The sequence below is a fragment of the Bacteroides sp. 519 genome, from assembly GCF_010500955.1.
In the GTDB taxonomy this organism is placed as follows: Bacteria; Bacteroidota; Bacteroidia; order Bacteroidales; family Bacteroidaceae; genus Bacteroides.
Map to the genome: position 1 here is coordinate 110,905 of NZ_QVMJ01000016.1, position 18,716 is coordinate 129,620.

Genomic DNA, 18,716 nt, shown 5'->3' on the forward strand with positions numbered 1-18,716 from the left:
TTGTATTGTATATATTAACCAAATAGAATATGAAAATAATAAAGTGCATATTGTTTTGCTGCATCAGCCTCATACTCAGCTCGTGTTTGGGAGAGGACAGAAGTGATTGTCCCACTGCAAGGCTTACCTTTAGTTACCTGGGCGATACAAACGATCCTGCTATGTTTGCAAACAATATACACTTTGTTACATTGATGGTTTATAATAAGAATCAACAACTGGTTATGACCCGCGAGTTAAGTAAACACGACCTGATGAATTTTCAGGGAGTAACTTTAGCACTTGCATCGGGAAACTATCAGATTATTTGTTGGGGAAACATAAATCAGCACAATGAGCAACTTTCTGGCCACGAATCATTACTGGTTGGCAGGTTGCATCATTCTTCATTAACTACCGACCGGCAAATACCAACCAACAGCCATTTATATTACGGCTCTTATCAACTTGAAATCCCTGAGAAAAGATTTGCTGAAGGCGATATCAGGTTTTGCGGAGCCCATATAAATATGGAGATATTTGTACGCAACATGTCGGCGTCCAATGCTCCGAACAAATGGCCGGTAATTGAGGCACATAATCTTATGCCTCAATATAATATGGAAATGAAATCTGCAATGCCCTATGCCACTACCTATTATCCGGAAACGGAATATAACACCGATTGGCGTGTACACCAGATTCTTTTCCAAACGCTCAACTTCGGGGATGATAACCCGGTGATTATAAATCTGAAAGACAACAACGGGATATCGAAATGCAAGGTCGATCTTAAACAATATATGGCCGATAATAAGATATCTGTTGATGATAAGAACGAAGCTACAGTTCCGATACTGTTTGAATTTACTGATGTGGGTGTAGAAATAAAATTACCCGAATGGATTGTAAACAACGTTGATCCTGAAACCCGATAAGCATTTAATGGCAAAAACATGATACGGATTTTGATATTATATACTATTTCGCTTATGATACTCTTTTCTTCTTGTGCCGAAGAAGAGGTACAGGGTCGTTACGAGGAAGTATACATGAACATCGCAACACGTTCGCTCGATCCAACCATGACCGAAGTACGTATTATTGCAACCGATGCACTATCCGGACAGGTATTGATAAATGAATATCTGGCACAACGCGAAGCATCTGGCGATTATAAACTTTCGGTACGTACTGGACAGCTTAACTTTTATGTGGTTTTGAATGAGCCATCTGCTTTGACTCCAAAGCTATCAGCCATACAGCATCATTCTGCAATTTCTTCATTAATACTTAATAGCGAGGATTTACCTGTTGCCGAACCGGTAGATGATTCTACAACACAAACCAATCTGCCGGCTATAGGATGGACCAGGGCTTTAATCCGTGCAGCATCCGAAGGCAACAAATACGGAGAAGCAAGTGTAGATGGTGGGGTTAATTGGAATAATTCTGTCACTATCAGCTTGGAAAGAATGGCTGCTAAAGTAACTTTTGCTGTACGCAAGAATACTCCGGTAGCTAATGACGAAATAACTATAAATAAGATATCAATCACCAATGTACCTCAGTACGAATATCTTATACCCAAAGCATATAACTCACAGCAATTCGATACTCCATTGGTATATGATTCGCCCTTAAAGCTATCTGCCAATCAATCGGCCTATACCCGTTTATTGGAGAGTTACATTATACCCGAATATCTATTGACCAATGTAGCCGATAAGGACATGGCATTATCGCTAAAACTGGAAGCAGAATACAAACAGAGAAAAGTTTTGTATTATATACCCATTAGAGAAAATCTCGATCTGGAAGATTACACTATTAAACGTAACAACCATTATATTATAAAAGCAACCATTGTTACAGAAGGAGAAACGATATACATTCCTGAAATTAACTACCAAGTGGCAGAATGGTTAGATGCAGGAACAGAAACAGAATTTCTTGAAGAAACAGCCATTACCTTTTCAAGGCATTGGGAAACCAATACTAACATAAACGGAACAGATATCCGGATAGATAGCGATGGTTATGCTGAGTTTTATTTTACGTTGCTGCGCCCCAAAGGCTGTACATGGACCGCAACGCTCACCAATAATATTGACTTTATATTCGACAATACCCATGAAGCAGTATCCGGTGGTATTGCACGCGATGGTTACGAATATAAAATCCGGATAAAGCCCCGCCGGGAAACCCAGCTTAACGATATTAAGACGGAGTTTTACATTACAGTCAATAACGGTATAAACAACGTAGAACTCAATCTGCCTAATCAATCAACAGGAACAAAAAGCCGATACACCATTATACAAACACCTTATTAAGTAATGAAACAATTACTCATATTATTCTTTGTTTTCATATTTACTGGCTGCACAAACGATAATGTAAGCGATATAAATGAAACCAATGGGCAAACTGTGGTGTTTTCACTTATAAATACCGACCAGAATGCCACTACCCGATCGACACCGGGTGAAGAATCTCTGAATGAAAATACAGTTCAACGCCTCGATGTTTTCTTTTTCAATCAGGCAGGCCAATGTTTGTTTTATCCATCAGAATCTCAAATAGATAAAGTAGGATCAACTGTAAAAATCACCGTTCCAACTTCTGTTATAAACCAGATTACAGACCAGAACATCAAACTATATGTTGTGGCCAATTGTAATCTCACACGAAACACCCTTAATGGAAAAGCTTATAATCAGCTGATAGAAACCGTACATGGAGCTGCACAGGATTTTAATCCTTATCCGTTTGTTCCTCAAACAAGCTTTTTGATGGATGGAATTTTATCTGTAGATAACCTCACAACTGCCAACACCAACCTTGGCGAGGTATCTCTTAACCGTGCGGCATCAAAAGTAAAAGTGATTATTACCGGAGCAAACGTTAACGGATACACGCCGGTCGAAGCACATGTTCGCATCTCCAATTACCTTGAACAAACATCACTTGGTCAGGAAGCACCTTTGTATAATGTAGAACAAGGCGATTACAAACGATCGGAATACCGACCGATATGGATACCGGGCAGTGGAAAAGCCCAGTTTGATGCTGACCCATTTTATTCGTATGCAAATAACTGGGAGTATGGCGACTCGCAGGAAAGTTATATTACCATTCGCGTAAAATGGTATAAGAACACAGGTGGTGCAGAGCCAAAGGATTATTTCTACCGGATACCTTTTAACTACATTGTACCATCGGCCGAAGAGGATGAGCACTTCTGTTTAAAACGGAACTACATCTACACCTTTAAAGTTAATATAGGTGCATTGGGAGGACTGGACCCGGACGAGATGATAGAACTCACGCCCGATTTTGAAATAAAAGACTGGACAACCAGCAATATTGTGACAAAACTTAGCCAATATGATTATCTGGTAGTTTCCGAAACAAGTGTGGAAATGCACGACATTACCCAAAAGTCTATTCAGTACATCTCAAGCCAGCCTGTGAGTGTAGAAATGGGCGAGGTTTTTCATTACACCTATCTCTCGTCGGGTACCATCCGTAAAGATGTAATAGATAAAAATGATATACGCTACCCCACCGTAACGGTGAATAAGGCTACAAATCATATAGATATTTCGTCGCCTGTACCTGTTAATTATGTGCCAACAATGATGGAGTTTCGTGTGCGCAACACCAAAGGACTTTATCAGGATGTGTACGTTATTCAATACCCACGACAGTATATTACCTCCATCTTTTCCAATCTGAGTGATATTGACTTTGCGTGGTATACCAAAGCGGGGTTCACCACCTTTTGGAGTAACGATGGTAATGGTAACAGCACTATGAAGAATTTTAATCTTTACACCGTTACCACAACATCGGTAAATGCAGATGATGATTTTGTGATTGGTGGCGACTTTATGACTACCGAATACAACAGCACATTAGAGGTGTGGCAGCCTGTAACAAAAAAAGATCCCGATACCAGCCGTATGGTATCGCCCAAGTTTGTCATAGCATCGCAACGCGGCATTACTTCCATCAGTACCGGTTACACTACCGCCCAAACCAGGTGTGCCAACTATATGGAGGGTGGCTACGGGCCAGGCACATGGAGAATTCCCACAGTAGCCGAAATGTTACTGATTTCACGGTTACAGAGAGATGGTAACAGTGCAATTAAAGATCTGTTTATACCCGCGGTGTCCGATTCGGGGCTGTGGTGGGCTGCCCAGCAAGGAGTAGAATCAGATGGTTACACCTATTACCACAGCGTACAGGTAACCACCGGCGAAGTGGTAAGAACACGCTACGAATCTGGTTTTGTAAGTGCTTCCGTTCGTTGTGTACACGATGTTTGGAAAGACTAATTTAACAAAGAAGTTATGAAAGAAACCCTAAATACCATAGTTCTATTTACATTGTTATTGGCAATAACCGGATGTGAAGAGATTCCTGAATCTCCCTCACCAGCCGGCACTTGTACCCTTAGCTTTAATATTGATATTCCCACCGAAGAGGTTATAAATACCCGTGAAGTTATTCAAACAGGTACAATAACCAATCTATATGTACTTGTATTCGATCCGGATGGGCACTTCCTTACCCGTGCACAAGCCATACCCACAGCCACTCCGGGGAAATACACTGTACAGTTATCTCCTACTGATACAGAGTTACCTCAGGATGAAAGAAAACGAATCATTCACTTTGTTTGTAACTACGATTGGTCGGCTTTCTCGGATGTACGCAACATAGGTAAACACGAAAATGAAGTTATTACAGGCTTATCGGTTACCAATGGAAAAACAGCATACTGGCAAAGAGTAGAACTGGTTGATGGTATTGTGCAAAATGCGTTTCCTAATACAATAGGGCTTTTGTGCAACATGGCTAAGATTTCGGTAATCAACAATTCAAAGTCTAGTTCATCATACCCTGAACTTACCAATGCCCAATTTGCATTGGGCGATTATTACGATTATGGAACAGTGGCGCCTTTCCATACAACTTCTTTCGCTTTTGTGGAAGGTGCGGTATGCGAGTCTCCCAAAGGTAGTTTGCAAACCATATTGGAATCGGATTTTGTTGAAACAGGGCAACCAATACACTGTTACGAACGACATAATGTAACCAGCAATACTCCCCTTTACATAATTCTAAAAGGGAAGTACGATACTGATACAGAATACTCATACTATAAAATTGATATAATAGATGAAGGAGAAGAAGAGCTATACAACATTACACGAAACTATCATTACATAATAGAAGTTACTGAGATTGCAGGACCCGGCCTTAAAACCCTTCACGAAGCCATAAACAGTCCGGCATCTAACAACTTGTTGTATTCTGTTTTGTTACAGGATTATACTGCAATATCCGATGGATATGCAGCATTAAAGGTAGAAACTACCATGAAAACGATTGTTCAACCCAATCAGGAATTTACCATATCTTTCAGCTATGTGCCCAATATCGCAACCGATACCGAAAACAATACAATGGTACATATTGAGTTAGAACAAGATGATAATGCCCCGGTAGTCAACTTGTTGAGTCAGGTAATAACTACTACCCCAGGGCAGGCACACTATAAAGCTACTACCGTTGGCACTGTGCCTCAATACGAAATTTATACGGCACGACTGGTGTTTACAGCAACGCAGAACGGAAGAAAACTTCGCCGTACAGTATTACTCAGGTTCCGGCAACCTTCTGTTTTCGAAGATGTGCATGTAACACCGACTGCAATTCCTGCGGTAAACAACAAAGAGGTTGAACTCCGTTTTACCATTCCAACAAATATAAACAGTAAGTTATTTCCAATGGAGATGTTTGTTACAACACTATCATTAACACCCAATCTGGATTATACCAATCAGGATAAATTGAGTTTTGATTACAATAAACCGGGAGCTTTTCGTTATAAATATATTGTAAGGAATGCCGGAGAGCATGTGGTACATTTCAGAACAACCGGTTCTACAACCAACGAGGTGCTTGAACTGGAGTCCGAATTGTTCACCACAGCTCGGGTAACTCTTGCAAATTAACCAACTTTACCTTCAGTTGGATTAATTTCTTCCGAGTCTTCTATTCTCTTATTATCTGCGTTTTCTTTGAAGTCGAATGAATAAGTTTTTGTACCATTCACGGCAGAGTTTATGGTTACTTTTATTCCTTTATACTCTGTCGATGCTTCGGCTGGTGCATAGTCGCCCAAATTAAAAGATACTAAGCTTCTGGCCCATACATTTGTAACATCGTCGTAGGTATTATATCTGTATTCAAGATGTATATAGCCATCATCCGGATTTTCGGCAGTAGTGTTTTCAACCAAACTTACACGGTGCTTGTAGTGATTAGGCAAACAGAACCTGAATTGTACATTAAAGTAATTACCACCTATCCACATATCTTCTATATGTACCGCATCGTTAGCATATTCTTCTTCATTTTCTTCGGTAAGCTCTTCTACACTTTTGGTTAGAACATCCGATATATAATCCAAGCTAATCATATGGTCGTAGCCCTGATACTCATCGCTGAGTATAGTATATTTTACGAGTACACGTTGCCCTGTTACCGGCTTGTACCAATATACATTAGTGGGGGTTGCTATCCATAACTTTTCACCATTATCGGTTTCCAAAGAAAATGTATCTCCGCTAATTACATTAACGGTAGCCATTCGTACAATAAAGTAAATATCGTCATCATCATCACATGATTGTAACGTAAATGGGGTTACAATCGCAAAAAGTACTGCTAAAAGGTAAAGGCTTAGTTTTTTCATCTCGTTTTCTCCCTATATTTTTAATAAATATACATGTATTTCATTCACATCTAATAAACAAAGGAGAAGCAGGAATATTGCATTCCGTTTCGATTTATTAAGAACTAATCTTTCTTTTTTTAATAAATTTCACCATCTTTTGAGCAGCATGTAAAGGAGCACCTGGTTTTCCAAGTATTTCGCTCATTTCCTCATAACCAGTTAACATATTCGAGCGATATTGATTATCGTTCACTAAAAGATTGATTTCCTCTTGCATATTCTTTACAGTCATGGTATCGGCAACAAGTTCCTTTACAACTTCTTTTCCGGCAATGAGATTTACTAAAGATATGTACTTCACCTTTAATACCAACTTTCGCAGAAAGGAAACTAATTTTCCGGCAGCAATATAATAACAAACAACCTGAGGTACTTTGAATAAGGCTGTTTCGAGTGTGGCAGTGCCCGAGGTTACCAATGCAACATCTGCCTGCTGCAATAAATAGTAAGTTTGATTAAATATGATATCTATTTTATATTTACCAATAAATTCCTGGTAATACTCAGGCGATATTCCCGGTGCGCCAGCCAATACCAAGTGATGCGATGGAAACTGCGAAGCTGCATCAAGCATCTTCTGCAGGTTATCTTTTATTTCTTGTTTTCTGCTGCCTGCCAGTATGGCAATAATAGGCTTATCTGGTAAGTTATTGCGTGTAATAAAATCCTGAAACGATTCGTTGTGTTCGGTTTTGAAAGCTGTAACTTCATCCATTGTAGGGTTACCTACATAATGAATAGGGTAGTTATGTTTTTTATAGAAATCTACCTCAAAAGGAAGAATCGAGAACATTTCGTTTACATCTCGTTTAATGTTCTTTATCCGGTATTCTTTCCATGCCCATATTTTAGGCGAGATGTAGTAATAAACCGGGATAGTGGTTTTAGAATGTACAAACTTTGCTATGTCGAGATTAAACCCAGGGTAGTCTACCAGAATTACCACATCCGGATTCCATTGAAGAATGTCTTGTTTACACAACTTCATATTGGCAAAGATTGTGCGCAGATGCAACAATACCGGAATAAATCCCATATATGCAAGTTCACGGTAATGTTTTACCAATGTTCCTCCAACGGTAGCCATTAAATCGCCACCATAGAATCTGAAGTCAGCTTCCGGATCTTCCTGCTTCAAAGCAGACATCAGGTGCGATGCATGCAAATCGCCTGAGGCTTCACCAACAATGAGGTAGTATTTCATAAAATCCTGCTTTTCAACTCATCAATAAATTCATAAGCTGTAACATCCAGTTTTGTAGGTGTAATAGCAGCATATCCATTGGCCAGTGCCCAGTTATCTGTTTTATCGTTTTCGGGTTCGTGGCAAACAAACTCTCCGGTTAACCAGAAATACTTATCGTCGAATCTTCTGGGGCAGGGCTCCCATTCGCGCATCCAACGTCCAACTGCTTGTTGGCAAACCTTGATACCTTTAATATCCGGAGTGTTGGGGAAATTCACATTTAAACAGATAAGCGAAGGAAGTCCCCCCGATAATACCATGCTGGTGATTTCCTGAACATATTTTTCGGTGTGACTAAAATCTGCATTACTGTCATGATTGCATAATGAAAATCCAATGGCAGGTATTCCATTAAGACAGCCTTCGAATACAGCTCCCATAGTTCCAGAATAGTGAACATTGGTTCCTGAGTTATCTCCATGATTGATTCCGGCTACCACTAAATCGGGTTCACGATCCAACACTGTATTGCGGGCAAGTTTAATACAATCTACAGGCGATCCGGAACAGGAGTAAATGGTTAATCCCGGTTTCTGATTTACAAGTTGATAGCGTACCGGTTGGGTTACTGTTAATGCACATCCTGCACCCGAGCGAGGTGAATCAGGGGCCATAACTACAATATCGCCCAGTGGTTGAAGAAATTTTATTAATTCGTTGATACCTTTTGCTGTAACCCCGTCGTCGTTGGAAACGAGGATTAATGGTTTGTTTTTGTTCATTATTTTAATAAATAGTAAGAATTAAGTAACTCTTGATTCATATTGTGTTCTCTAATTACCAGCCATGACCACCACCGCCACCGCCGCCGCCACCAGAATATCCATCTGATGAACTAGAAGAGTCGCTACTTTCTGAATAATCTCTTTCGGAGGAACTCCCTGAATTCCATGAATAGGAACCAGAGGAATAATCCGATTCATCATCATTTGATGACGATGATGGTGATTCTGATGATCCGTCTAAAAGCGTATATTGTTCCTCCTTACTATATTCCTCATAGATGGTCATCCGCATAAATTCTCTATAATTCGTGTATCCATACCTGCGTATCCAGTGTTTGTTAACTTCCATTGCTATAGCATAGGGCAAGTCTTCGTCTGACTCTGTTTTTGCAAAATTAATTTTTGATTTCAGATCCCTTTTAAACCAATCTCCCCTTTCCTTCAGTATCGATCTGTTGTTTTTAGATTTCCAATACAAGATATAAACATAAGCCATTAATACTAAAGACAACTTAAGCATAAAAGAGCTTGAATAATTATCTAAATAATATGATTCTGACTGTGCAGAATTCCATTGAATTGCAATTATAAAAGAGATAGCTGTTAAAACGCAAAAAAAGTCACCTATTTTATTAAATAGCAAATGAAGAATCATCGAAAGATCAAACAAGATAACGATTAATGCTAAAATTTTAAAATAAGTAGATGTACTATCAAAGGTTTGCACCACAGATAGGACATAAAAAACAACAAGCATAAGATGCATTAATGCACCCATTAATCGCATTTTTTTGCTCCAATAAAAAGGGCTAACTTTGTCTAATTGTTTTTTTAATGCACCAATCTGGGAGAGCAATGAATTAGACAACTGTATCTTGAAATCTCTATTTAAGAATATATGGTTATAAATATACTGTTCGTCCCATGAAAGTGTAGAGGTATTGCTCGTTGTTTTTTCCAGATACGTTTTTTCGCCCTCCTTAGTTAGTTTCACATAGCCTTTTATTACCATATTTAACAATGAAGCAATAATACCTTCTTTATCAAACTTTCCACTATAGAAGTAACGCATCGTTCCTGGTAAGATTCCTTCATCCAAATAAAACTTATTAAGTTTTTTTTCTTTTTTGCTGTAATAAACAATAGCTAATACACAAAAAACAATCATAACAATTAAAGCTACTTTCCCAATATCTTTTAGCAGATATCCAATTTCTTTTTTTGATTGTTTGTCAGCCATAGCCCTGTTTATAATATGGGGAGTAAAAGCCACAGCTATGGTAAAGCCTTCTTTGTTTCTCAGTTGGCCTGTTGTTTGAAAAAGTGCTATCCCATTATTTTCTTCAATTGTATAATCAGAACCTTTTTCGCCATATTTCCCTGTATAACCATTGGCAGAAATTACTGTTGCATTTTGCGGGGTTTGTATTCGGGCTGTTACTTTATGGATTTTGAAAATCCAATCATTTCCTGTTACATTCCAATACAACTCATCATAATCATCAAAAAAACCTATTTGCCCGTAAGTTTCATAAACAATATCATATTTGTGCCACCTTTCTTCAAGTAGCCTGTCACTATCACCAATAAATATATCCAGTCGTTCATTCTCTTTTACAATATGAAAATCTTCTTTATTCCCATCTCTCATTATATTGAGAATTTTGGTTGGTACTTTAACATTTTCACCCGAAGCTGTTTGGCGAAACAAGGGCAAACTTCTTACTATACCTTTTTTAATATCCCAACCATCAGCATATACAACAATAGACTCGGTCACTGTAATTTTACCATCTTTATGGATAATGACATCTACATCGTAATCCGATATTTCGGCACGTTGCTGAACATCATCTTCTTTTGATGCTAACGAAGTTATATTCAGTATGCAAATAATTATATAAACAACTGTCTTTTTGTACATCCTATTCTTTTGCAAATAAAATTACTACTACTCCGTTTGCATTTGATATCTTTTTTACAAATTGTTTCATAATATTATTTATTTAGTTGCGCTATAGTTTCAAAATAAAAAAAGACTGCCATACCCATCAATATAACTCCCAGAACGCCATAGAACAATCTAGCCCGATTACGACCTACATTGCGAACTATCAACTGGGCATTGCGAGCACTAAAAAACCAGTTCCAGTTAAAAAGAGAGGCTAATACCGAAATAATTCCGGCAAGCAGGAATAATCCTTGAACAACATAATGACCCCACATAAGTTTTGAGTTTTAAGTAGTTGTGAGTGAGTAGTGAGTAATGAGTTTTGAGTTTGATGGAAAAAACTCATTACTCATTACTCAAAACTCACTACTCTATTTCCATTTTCCTGTTCTTCTATTGTAACTGTTACAGCATCTCCGGGAAGAACTTCTTCAATAAGTTCGGGCCACTCTATGAAACAAAGAGCACCGCTGTAGAAATAATCTTCGTACCCCATATCATATACTTCGTCGAGTTTTTTGATGCGGTAAAAGTCGAAATGATAAATCAATTCACCTGTTTCGTCCGAACGATATTCATTGATGATAGCAAAGGTAGGTGATGTAATTACATCGGTAACACCTAACTCTTCGCAAACAGCTTTGATAAAAGTAGTTTTACCTGCTCCCATTTTTCCATAAAATGCGAAAACGGTATTATCTCCCATAGCAGCAATAAACTGTTTGGCTGCTTCCTGAATCTGGTCTAATGAGTTAATTTGAATTTGCATGATATTTTAGTAGTTAGTAGCCAGTAGCTAGTAGTTAGTAGAGGTGAAGCTAGCTCAGTTAGATATTTGCTAGCTACTAGCTACTAACTACTAGTTACTAATCTAATCAATTTACAAATAACATAAATAATAATAGAGAAAAATATGATGGATGCTCCCGAAGGAACATTCAGAAAATAAGATATAAACAATCCGCCAATGCAACCCAGATACCCAATACCAATAGACAACCAAATGATTTTCTTGAAATTATAGGTAAACAAGTTTGCAGTCATCTGGGGAATGGTTAATAACGATATTGCCAGTACAATGCCCACCATCCGAAGGCATGCCACAATGGTCAGGGCAATAAACATCATTAATATATATTCGAATACTGCTACAGGTATTCCCTGCGAGCGGGCAAACTCCCTGTCGAATGCGATATAGATTATTGGGTGAATAAAAATAGTAAAGAACAGAATCAACAGAACCGACAATATGCCAAGCATAAGGATATCAGTTTGCGTTATAGTAAGTATATTCCCAAAAAGATAAGCAGATAAATCAGGTGCAAAACCGGGAGAGAGAAAACTAAAAATAATACCTACTGCCATACCTAATGTCCAGAACACAGCAATGGCAGAATCTTGTCGCATATCGTTTCGTTTACTCAGCCATTCAACACCAAATGCAGAAAGTACTGAGAATACAGCAGCCGATAAAAGGGGAGAAATTCCACTGTAAAGTCCGATTCCTATTCCACCAAAGGAGGCATGGGTTATTCCTCCACTGATAAATACAAGCCTACGGGTAACAATATATGTTCCGATTATGCCACAGGCAATACTAGCTAGCAAACTACCCAGCAACGCGTTTTGAAAAAAAGTATATTGTAATAACTCCATTAATGTCTTCTCTCACCAATAATCAGAAAAACTTCATCTTTTATTTCGTCCGGCAGATTTATCCCACGTAGTTGGAGGCTCCTCACCCACCCTGCAACATCGGTTTCTAACATGGTATAAAAAACATCGCGGAATTCGTCTATCTGTTCGTTTGTATACTCGTCAGACGGTTTACCGTGGTATCGATCCAGTTCTTCGTCATCGTAATATTCTATTTGTTTGCTGACGGCTGCCAGTAGACTATCTTTCTCGCACATTTCATGCTGACCGCAACACTCGGCATCTACTTCTACAATTTCGGGTATATGGTCTATTTCACCTCTATCTACCTTTTTCTGTAAATTCCTGTTCCGGATGTATCCCAAAACGAATACGATTAAGGCACCTATGAACAGGGCTAAGATAAGTATCCACATAATTATATAAAGTCTTTTTCAATAATATCCACATTGTTTAATCCGCTAAAAAATAGACAGATAGATTTACGTGAGCCAATTACGAGCCAATTATGAGCCAATTGAGCCAATTATTAATTCATAGTGGCTTCCCGCCCCAAAGCCTATATTCGTCAATAACTTATAAGCTTCAACCAATTCAGATAAATCTCGCGTTGCTGTTGGTTTGGAAACCTCATTTAACTTTTGATATTCACTATTAGTAATCCGCCCTTTTTCTTTCACATACAATACTGCGTTTATCTGTCGTGGATTTAAACCAAGTTTCTGTAGTTGTTCTTTCGAATATTTATCCTTAAACAGTTTCACAATAAATCCACCACCATTCTCTTCCATTACTGGATTTGGTAGTACTGCTGCTTTACAGGAATCTACAATCTTCATTATGCCACTTCCCCACGAATCAATATAGCCTCCACGAAAGCAAGCTTCAGCTAAAATAGGATTACGAGGATAAGAAGAATGTGTTTCAGCTAATTGGTTTAATGTTATACCGTCAGGCAAAGTTCCATGATTCCATACTGTCATTTGATTATCGTAAACACGAATTTGTGTAGGAGCACCCATGTAGTTTCTGTGAATAAGCGCATTAAGCAACATCTCACGCAATGCAGGAATAGGATATTCAAGAGTTTCTATACGGTTCATACCTTCAAAAGAAATATTACGTATTAAGAATTTATGATCGAGTGTACGCAACACCTGATCCAAGATCTGAATAATATTGCCTTCTTCTAGTTCTTGGAAACGAATTGTAAAACCATCGTCTTCAAATCTTCCAATCTTAACAAATGTATTTGGATAGAATGCGCCAGGATCTTTGCCAAATAAAACAATAGATGCCCGTTTAAGCTTTCCGTTTTTTGCCAGACGAAGTTTTTCTAATAATTCAGGTATTGATAATCCTTCAATATTAGGTAGGCGTCCTGCTTCTTCTGCTCTGCGAAGATATATTTTTATGGTTCTTTCATCAATATCATCAAATGTGGCACGTTCATCAATTACGTCATCCCAAGTATGACCGGCTCGTCTAAGTAAAAACTCATTCAAAGATGCACCTGTTAATTCATGTTTCACGCTTCCACAACGATAATAAAATCTCCCGCGCAAAGAAATTGGTACGGAGTAAGGCTGTACTACTATTTCGATATAATGGTTTTTGTTTTCTTCGAAAAGGTTTACTTCGGTTGTAATCCCCATCAGGTTTCTGATTTTATTGGGAATATCTTCCATCAATCTTTTAGAATCCTTTAAGCCTACAACTGTCCCAGCATCATTTTTACCTATATATATTCTTCCGCCTTGAGCATTGGCAAAACCACATATCCATTGTAAGTAATCATCGTGCCATGATGATTTGTATTCTATATTTTGTTTCTCGGGCATCTCATTTCGAACTAAACTTATTAAAGCAGAAGTCAAAGGTACACATATTTTTGTTACTTTTGTAGAATGGTGAAATAAAAGTAGCATGCTCAATCCCAAAAATAGCATTTATAAATTCGGGTTGTTTACCGCTTCGGCGTTTGTAATTGCCAACATGATAGGTACAGGGGTATTTACATCTCTGGGCTTTCTGCTGGAAAGTACAACGAACTTTGCCAACATTATGCTTCTCTGGTTATTCGGTGGAATCATAGCATTGTGTGGGGCTTTGGTATATGGTGAACTAGGTTCGGTTATGCCTCGTTCCGGAGGGGAGTATCATTACCTGCGTGAAATTTACCATCCTATTTTAGGATTTATGTCGGGCTGGGCCTCGCTGATTGTTGGCTTTGCCGCCCCAGTTGCTCTGGCTTGTATGGCTTTGGCCAAGTATCTGTATATGGTATTTCCTGTTGCCAGTCCTACAGTTATTGCGCTTGTTATGCTTACGCTTATTACCAGCTTGCATGCCTACGATGTAAAGGCCGGAGGTGCAGTACAACGATATTTCACTATTTTCAAAATAGGCATCATTGTGGTGTTTATTATCTGCGGATTTATTCTTCCCGAGCAACATCAGGATGTTTCGGCTTCTTTTCGCGAATTCTCTTTCGATGATATATTCTCTGTAGGATTTGCCACCTCGCTTATCTGGGTATATTACTCTTATTCAGGATGGAATGCTTCGGCTTATATGGCGGGCGAGATCAGGAATCCACAAAAAACGATCCCAAGGTCACTCTTTATCAGTACGCTGATTGTTACCGGACTGTATATCTTGTTAAATGCTGTATTTCTGCTTGCCGCACCCGTTAACGAACTTACCGGACAGATTGAAGTTGGTTTTATTGCCTCACAATATATCTTTGGTGAAGGCATTAGTCATGTTGTTGCCATAATGATTGCCATATTGCTTATATCAAGTATCAGCTCTATGGTTTTTCTTGCTCCGCGTGTATCGCAGGTAATGGGAGAAGATACGTATATACTCCGTCCATTGTCGCGCCGTTCGAGTAAAGGCACTCCACAGGTAGCTATCTGGGTACAGTTTACTATAAGTTTTTTACTGGTTATTACCGACTCGTTTGAATTGATTACTAAATATACAGGAATAACTCTTTCGTTTTTTGCACTGCTTGCAGTTATCGGTATCTTTGTGCACCGAAAGCGTTTTCCTGACATTGAGCGTCCATACAAAACATGGGGATACCCGATTACTCCGTGTGTTTTCATCGGTCTTATCTCATGGTCCATTGTTTATCTTATTTACGAAGATTACAAACAAGCCTTTGTCGAAGGTAGTCAGGGTGTTATGTGGATGTCGATTATGAGTGCTGCCACATTGCTTTCGGGAGCCGGTATTTACTATTTGAATAAAGTTATTGTAAAATATAAAAAGAAATCTCTAAAATGAAAAAGGAACTAAGCTATTTAATAATTGCATTAATTGGATTATGCATCGGGGTTAGTTCGTGCAATCCTCAGAAGGGGAAACAAGCTCCCAACGGACAAGACTCTATATCGTTAGCCGGGCAATCTACTACCGCAGCAAACGAAAACGTTAAACTGGAACCTAATGAAAAATTGACTGATGCTGCGAGATTTGTTGCCGGTATGCCGGTTATGAATCAAAACTCAAAGTTGTATGCACTTACACAAACTAAAGAGTGGAAGAACCATGCACGCAACATGGATCAGATATGGAATTCGTATCAACAGAGTGCACCTAAGGTACTGGCATTTACGCAAAACGAGTTGAGTGATATTAACCGGAATGTTCATACACTATTCTATCCGTTTGGTGGTCCCGACTTTTTGTTTTCCAATGCTTTCTTCCCGGATATGGATACTTATTTCCTTATTGGATTGGAGCGACCCGGAACGGCTATTGAAGTGAAACACCCTTCGCAAAGAACATACAAACTTTACCAGGATGCAGTTTCAGATGTGTTGAGCTTAAGCTTTTTCCGCACCAGAGATATGAGTGTGGAAATGGTGAACGATACAATAGATGGCGTTGTTCCTATTATTTCCATGTTGATGGCACGGACAGATAAAGAGATAATCAGCATTCGCAATGTACGAATCAACAGTGATGGTACCATTATATCTACACACCCAGATAATACACCTATCACAGAACAAACTGGTATGGTAGAGATGAAGTTCTTCCGTAAGGGTACTAACCGTTTGCAAACACTTTATTATTATATTACCGACCTGAGTAATGAAGGCTTGGAACAGAACAAGCCGCTGGTTAATTGCATAAACAAGCTAAACAGAAATTCTACAGCAACCTTTATTAAATCGGCTTCGTACCTGATGCACTCTCCCGGGTTCTCAATGATACGGGATTTGGTTTTGGAGAAATCTTCTGCAGTGTTGCAGGACGACTCGGCTATTCCAATAACCTATTATCCAAAGGATAAATGGAGAATTAATCTTTATGGAACTTTCTACAAACCAGTGGCCGATTATGCACAATATCCGCAACCAGAGTTAAGGGATGCCTATCAATTGGGCGATCCTAAACCGTTAAATTTCCGTATTGGTTTTGCACGGCAATCGAATTTGCAGGTAATGAGAAGAAAGTAATGAGTTTTGAGTAATGAGTTTTGAGTTTTGAGTAATGAGTTTCCATGCGGCATCGTAACTCATTACTCAAAACTCATTACTCATTACTCAAACTTAAACTCAAAAAGTTTCATTTATAAATGAAACTTTTTATCTTTGTAGTAGTTATACTGATATAAAGATGAAATACATTAAGAGAGATATTTATGTAGAACGAATAAAACCTTATATAGGTAAACCTATAATAAAGGTATTAACCGGACAACGGCGAGTTGGTAAAAGTTGCATCATGCTTCAGTTATGCGATGAGGTTAAAGCTTTGGACAAACAGGCAAATACAATCTATATAAATTGTGAATTAGAAGAGTTCCGGAGAATCAAGACATCTACCAATCTTTATAATTATATAACTTCACAGTTAAAACCGGCAAGGCATAATTACCTGTTTATTGATGAAGTACAAGAGATTGATTCTTTTCAGGATGCTTTACGAAGTTTACTTGCCGAAGAGAAATGCGATATTTATTGTACAGGAAGTAATGCCAACATTCTTTCAAGCGAACTTGCAACTTATCTTTCGGGAAGATATATGGAGTTCGATATCCATTCGCTTAGTTATCAGGAGTTCTTGCAATTCCATTCTTTTGAAAACTCATTAGACAGTCTTACAAAGTATCTTACTTTTGGAGGTATGCCCTTTCTTATTAATCTTGAACTTAATAGTAATCAGGTTTTTGAGTATCTGAGTAATGTTTATTCTACCATATTATTGAAAGATGTTGTTGCTAAAGAAAGGATCAGAAATGTTTCTTTCCTAGAAAATCTGGTTGTGTATGTAGCAGATAATGTAGGCAGTCTTTTTAGTTCAAATAACATCAGTAAATATTTAAAGTCTCAACAAATTCAGATAACTCCCCAACTTATTATTAATTACCTGAAAGGACTTACCAACGCATATATTATGCATAAAGTACAACGGGCAGATGTTGGAGGTTTAAAAATCTTTGAGATAGGCGAGAAGTATTACTTTGAGGACTTAGGCCTTCGTAATATGATTCGGGGAGGCAATGCATCTGCTGATATACATAAACTTATGGAAAATGCCGTTTACTTGCATTTGATACAATCCGGATATAAAGTCTTTGTTGGAAAGATGGGTGAGAAGGAAATTGACTTCATGGCCGAAAAGAGTGGAAAGCGTATTTATATTCAGGTAACATTAACCGCAATGGATGAAAAGACGCGGGAGCGGGAATTTGGTAATCTTATGGAAATAAGAGACAATTATCCCAAATATGTTGTAGCCCTTAATGATATGATTATTGGAGATGATTATAAGGGGATTGTGTATAGCAATTTAGGCGATTTCCTGTTGAAACAGATATAAACTGTGCCGGTATCCCTACCGGCACAGCAACCATAGAGCACCTATTGAAACGACTCTATCCTGAATGTAAACGAATATTCTTTTCCTTTCTCTATTTCATACTGCGCACGTGGTCCGGGACCACAACTAGCATTACCTAATCCACGTTGAATACAATCCAGATTAAGTACTACTTCCGAACGGCGGAAATCATCAATGTCGTGACCGTATCGGGCTGTATATAAATCCTTATCAGTAAAGTGTAGAGCAGAAAAACTAATGCTGTCTTTAGCTGTAATCTTCACTCCTTTTCCATTGTTATCTGTTAGGGTAAGCCATTTGGTATCTGTTCGACCGCCCATGGATTGCGAACGGACATAAGCCTCTTCCATACCGGTAACTGTAGAATTGTATAGCCCAACATAACCCAACTTTCACTCTTAAAAATAATTTTCATAAAAATTGCACTTCTATTTCCCACTATGTCAATCATAACATATTGAGAATCAATTATAGGATTGT

At 38.4% G+C, this 18,716-nt stretch carries 16 protein-coding genes and 1 pseudogene; 7 read left to right on the top strand and 10 right to left on the bottom strand.

What is annotated here, in order from left to right; translation table 11 throughout:
• Positions 1-29 precede the first annotated feature (29 nt).
• From D0T85_RS14490 to D0T85_RS14505, 4 genes are read left to right on the top strand one after another with little or no spacing between them, the layout of a single operon-like run.
• Complete coding sequence (locus D0T85_RS14490; protein ID WP_163214235.1) at positions 30-917, top strand: FimB/Mfa2 family fimbrial subunit; 888 nt, start codon at positions 30-32, stop codon at positions 915-917.
• Between the two features lie 18 nt (positions 918-935).
• The gene (locus tag D0T85_RS14495; RefSeq protein ID WP_163214236.1) at positions 936-2,315 is read left to right on the top strand and encodes a hypothetical protein; all 1,380 of its coding nucleotides are present in this window, start codon (positions 936-938) and stop codon (positions 2,313-2,315) included.
• Between the two features lie 3 nt (positions 2,316-2,318).
• Positions 2,319-4,325, top strand: a complete 2,007-nt coding sequence (locus D0T85_RS14500; protein WP_163214237.1) for a fimbrial protein — start codon at positions 2,319-2,321, stop codon at positions 4,323-4,325.
• A gap of 15 nt (positions 4,326-4,340) precedes the next feature.
• The gene (locus tag D0T85_RS14505; RefSeq protein WP_163214238.1) at positions 4,341-6,011 is read left to right on the top strand and encodes a hypothetical protein; all 1,671 of its coding nucleotides are present in this window, start codon (positions 4,341-4,343) and stop codon (positions 6,009-6,011) included.
• On the opposite strand, the gene D0T85_RS14510 is transcribed toward D0T85_RS14505, so the two are convergent.
• From D0T85_RS14510 to D0T85_RS14550, 9 genes are all read right to left on the bottom strand, one after another.
• Complete coding sequence (locus tag D0T85_RS14510; RefSeq protein WP_163214239.1) at positions 6,008-6,754, bottom strand: NigD-like protein; 747 nt, start codon at positions 6,752-6,754, stop codon at positions 6,008-6,010. The two genes, D0T85_RS14505 and D0T85_RS14510, sit on opposite strands and share 4 nt — an antisense overlap.
• A gap of 97 nt (positions 6,755-6,851) precedes the next feature.
• Positions 6,852-8,000, bottom strand: a complete 1,149-nt coding sequence (gene lpxB / locus D0T85_RS14515) for a lipid-A-disaccharide synthase (protein WP_163214240.1) — start codon at positions 7,998-8,000, stop codon at positions 6,852-6,854.
• Complete coding sequence (gene surE, locus D0T85_RS14520) at positions 7,997-8,764, bottom strand: 5'/3'-nucleotidase SurE (protein ID WP_163214241.1); 768 nt, start codon at positions 8,762-8,764, stop codon at positions 7,997-7,999. The genes lpxB and surE overlap by 4 nt, the downstream gene beginning before the upstream one ends.
• A gap of 55 nt (positions 8,765-8,819) precedes the next feature.
• Positions 8,820-10,691 carry a DUF2207 domain-containing protein gene (locus D0T85_RS14525; RefSeq protein ID WP_163214242.1) on the bottom strand — a complete coding sequence of 624 codons (1,872 nt, stop codon included), beginning with the start codon at positions 10,689-10,691 and terminating at the stop codon, positions 8,820-8,822.
• Positions 10,692-10,765: 74 nt separating this feature from the next.
• Positions 10,766-10,993: an immunity 17 family protein gene (locus D0T85_RS14530; RefSeq protein ID WP_163214243.1), complete on the bottom strand. Its 228-nt coding sequence runs from the start codon at positions 10,991-10,993 to the stop codon at positions 10,766-10,768.
• A gap of 77 nt (positions 10,994-11,070) precedes the next feature.
• Positions 11,071-11,487: a tRNA (adenosine(37)-N6)-threonylcarbamoyltransferase complex ATPase subunit type 1 TsaE gene (tsaE, locus tag D0T85_RS14535; protein ID WP_163214244.1), complete on the bottom strand. Its 417-nt coding sequence runs from the start codon at positions 11,485-11,487 to the stop codon at positions 11,071-11,073.
• An 83-nt stretch (positions 11,488-11,570) separates the two neighbouring features.
• Positions 11,571-12,374 carry a metal ABC transporter permease gene (locus tag D0T85_RS14540; protein WP_163214245.1) on the bottom strand — a complete coding sequence of 268 codons (804 nt, stop codon included), beginning with the start codon at positions 12,372-12,374 and terminating at the stop codon, positions 11,571-11,573.
• Positions 12,374-12,790, bottom strand: coding sequence for a phospholipase (locus tag D0T85_RS14545; protein ID WP_163214246.1), 417 nt, complete (start codon positions 12,788-12,790; stop codon positions 12,374-12,376). The genes D0T85_RS14540 and D0T85_RS14545 overlap by 1 nt, the downstream gene beginning before the upstream one ends.
• Positions 12,791-12,880: 90 nt before the next feature.
• Complete coding sequence (locus D0T85_RS14550) at positions 12,881-14,251, bottom strand: ATP-binding protein (RefSeq protein WP_203558490.1); 1,371 nt, start codon at positions 14,249-14,251, stop codon at positions 12,881-12,883.
• Positions 14,252-14,300: 49 nt separating this feature from the next.
• On the opposite strand from D0T85_RS14550, the gene D0T85_RS14555 reads away from it, so the two are divergent.
• From D0T85_RS14555 to D0T85_RS14565, 3 genes are all read left to right on the top strand, one after another.
• A complete protein-coding gene (locus tag D0T85_RS14555; protein ID WP_163214247.1) occupies positions 14,301-15,668 on the top strand; it encodes an APC family permease in 1,368 nt (455 codons plus the stop codon).
• A complete protein-coding gene (locus D0T85_RS14560; RefSeq protein ID WP_163214248.1) occupies positions 15,665-16,849 on the top strand; it encodes a hypothetical protein in 1,185 nt (394 codons plus the stop codon). The genes D0T85_RS14555 and D0T85_RS14560 overlap by 4 nt, the downstream gene beginning before the upstream one ends.
• 160 nt (positions 16,850-17,009) lie before the next feature.
• On the top strand, positions 17,010-18,215 hold the full coding sequence (locus tag D0T85_RS14565; RefSeq protein ID WP_163214249.1) for an ATP-binding protein: 1,206 nt from the start codon (positions 17,010-17,012) through the stop codon (positions 18,213-18,215).
• A gap of 41 nt (positions 18,216-18,256) precedes the next feature.
• Here the strand turns inward: D0T85_RS14565 and D0T85_RS14570 are convergent.
• Positions 18,257-18,619: pseudogene (locus D0T85_RS14570) on the bottom strand (beta-galactosidase); the annotation flags it as partial.
• Between the last annotated feature and the right edge of the window lie 97 nt (positions 18,620-18,716).

Excerpts from the sequence above, each read along its gene's own strand:
- D0T85_RS14490 (WP_163214235.1), top strand. The coding sequence starts at position 30 with ATGAAAATAATAAAGTGCATATTGTTTTGCTGCATCAGCCTCATACTC.
- D0T85_RS14495 (WP_163214236.1), top strand. The coding sequence starts at position 936 with ATGATACGGATTTTGATATTATATACTATTTCGCTTATGATACTCTTT.
- D0T85_RS14500 (WP_163214237.1), top strand. The coding sequence starts at position 2,319 with ATGAAACAATTACTCATATTATTCTTTGTTTTCATATTTACTGGCTGC.
- D0T85_RS14505 (WP_163214238.1), top strand. The coding sequence starts at position 4,341 with ATGAAAGAAACCCTAAATACCATAGTTCTATTTACATTGTTATTGGCA.
- D0T85_RS14510 (WP_163214239.1), bottom strand. The coding sequence starts at position 6,754 with ATGAAAAAACTAAGCCTTTACCTTTTAGCAGTACTTTTTGCGATTGTA.
- lpxB (WP_163214240.1), bottom strand. The coding sequence starts at position 8,000 with ATGAAATACTACCTCATTGTTGGTGAAGCCTCAGGCGATTTGCATGCA.
- surE (WP_163214241.1), bottom strand. The coding sequence starts at position 8,764 with ATGAACAAAAACAAACCATTAATCCTCGTTTCCAACGACGACGGGGTT.
- D0T85_RS14525 (WP_163214242.1), bottom strand. The coding sequence starts at position 10,691 with ATGTACAAAAAGACAGTTGTTTATATAATTATTTGCATACTGAATATA.
- D0T85_RS14530 (WP_163214243.1), bottom strand. The coding sequence starts at position 10,993 with ATGTGGGGTCATTATGTTGTTCAAGGATTATTCCTGCTTGCCGGAATT.
- tsaE (WP_163214244.1), bottom strand. The coding sequence starts at position 11,487 with ATGCAAATTCAAATTAACTCATTAGACCAGATTCAGGAAGCAGCCAAA.
- D0T85_RS14540 (WP_163214245.1), bottom strand. The coding sequence starts at position 12,374 with ATGGAGTTATTACAATATACTTTTTTTCAAAACGCGTTGCTGGGTAGT.
- D0T85_RS14545 (WP_163214246.1), bottom strand. The coding sequence starts at position 12,790 with ATGTGGATACTTATCTTAGCCCTGTTCATAGGTGCCTTAATCGTATTC.
- D0T85_RS14555 (WP_163214247.1), top strand. The coding sequence starts at position 14,301 with ATGCTCAATCCCAAAAATAGCATTTATAAATTCGGGTTGTTTACCGCT.
- D0T85_RS14560 (WP_163214248.1), top strand. The coding sequence starts at position 15,665 with ATGAAAAAGGAACTAAGCTATTTAATAATTGCATTAATTGGATTATGC.
- D0T85_RS14565 (WP_163214249.1), top strand. The coding sequence starts at position 17,010 with ATGAAATACATTAAGAGAGATATTTATGTAGAACGAATAAAACCTTAT.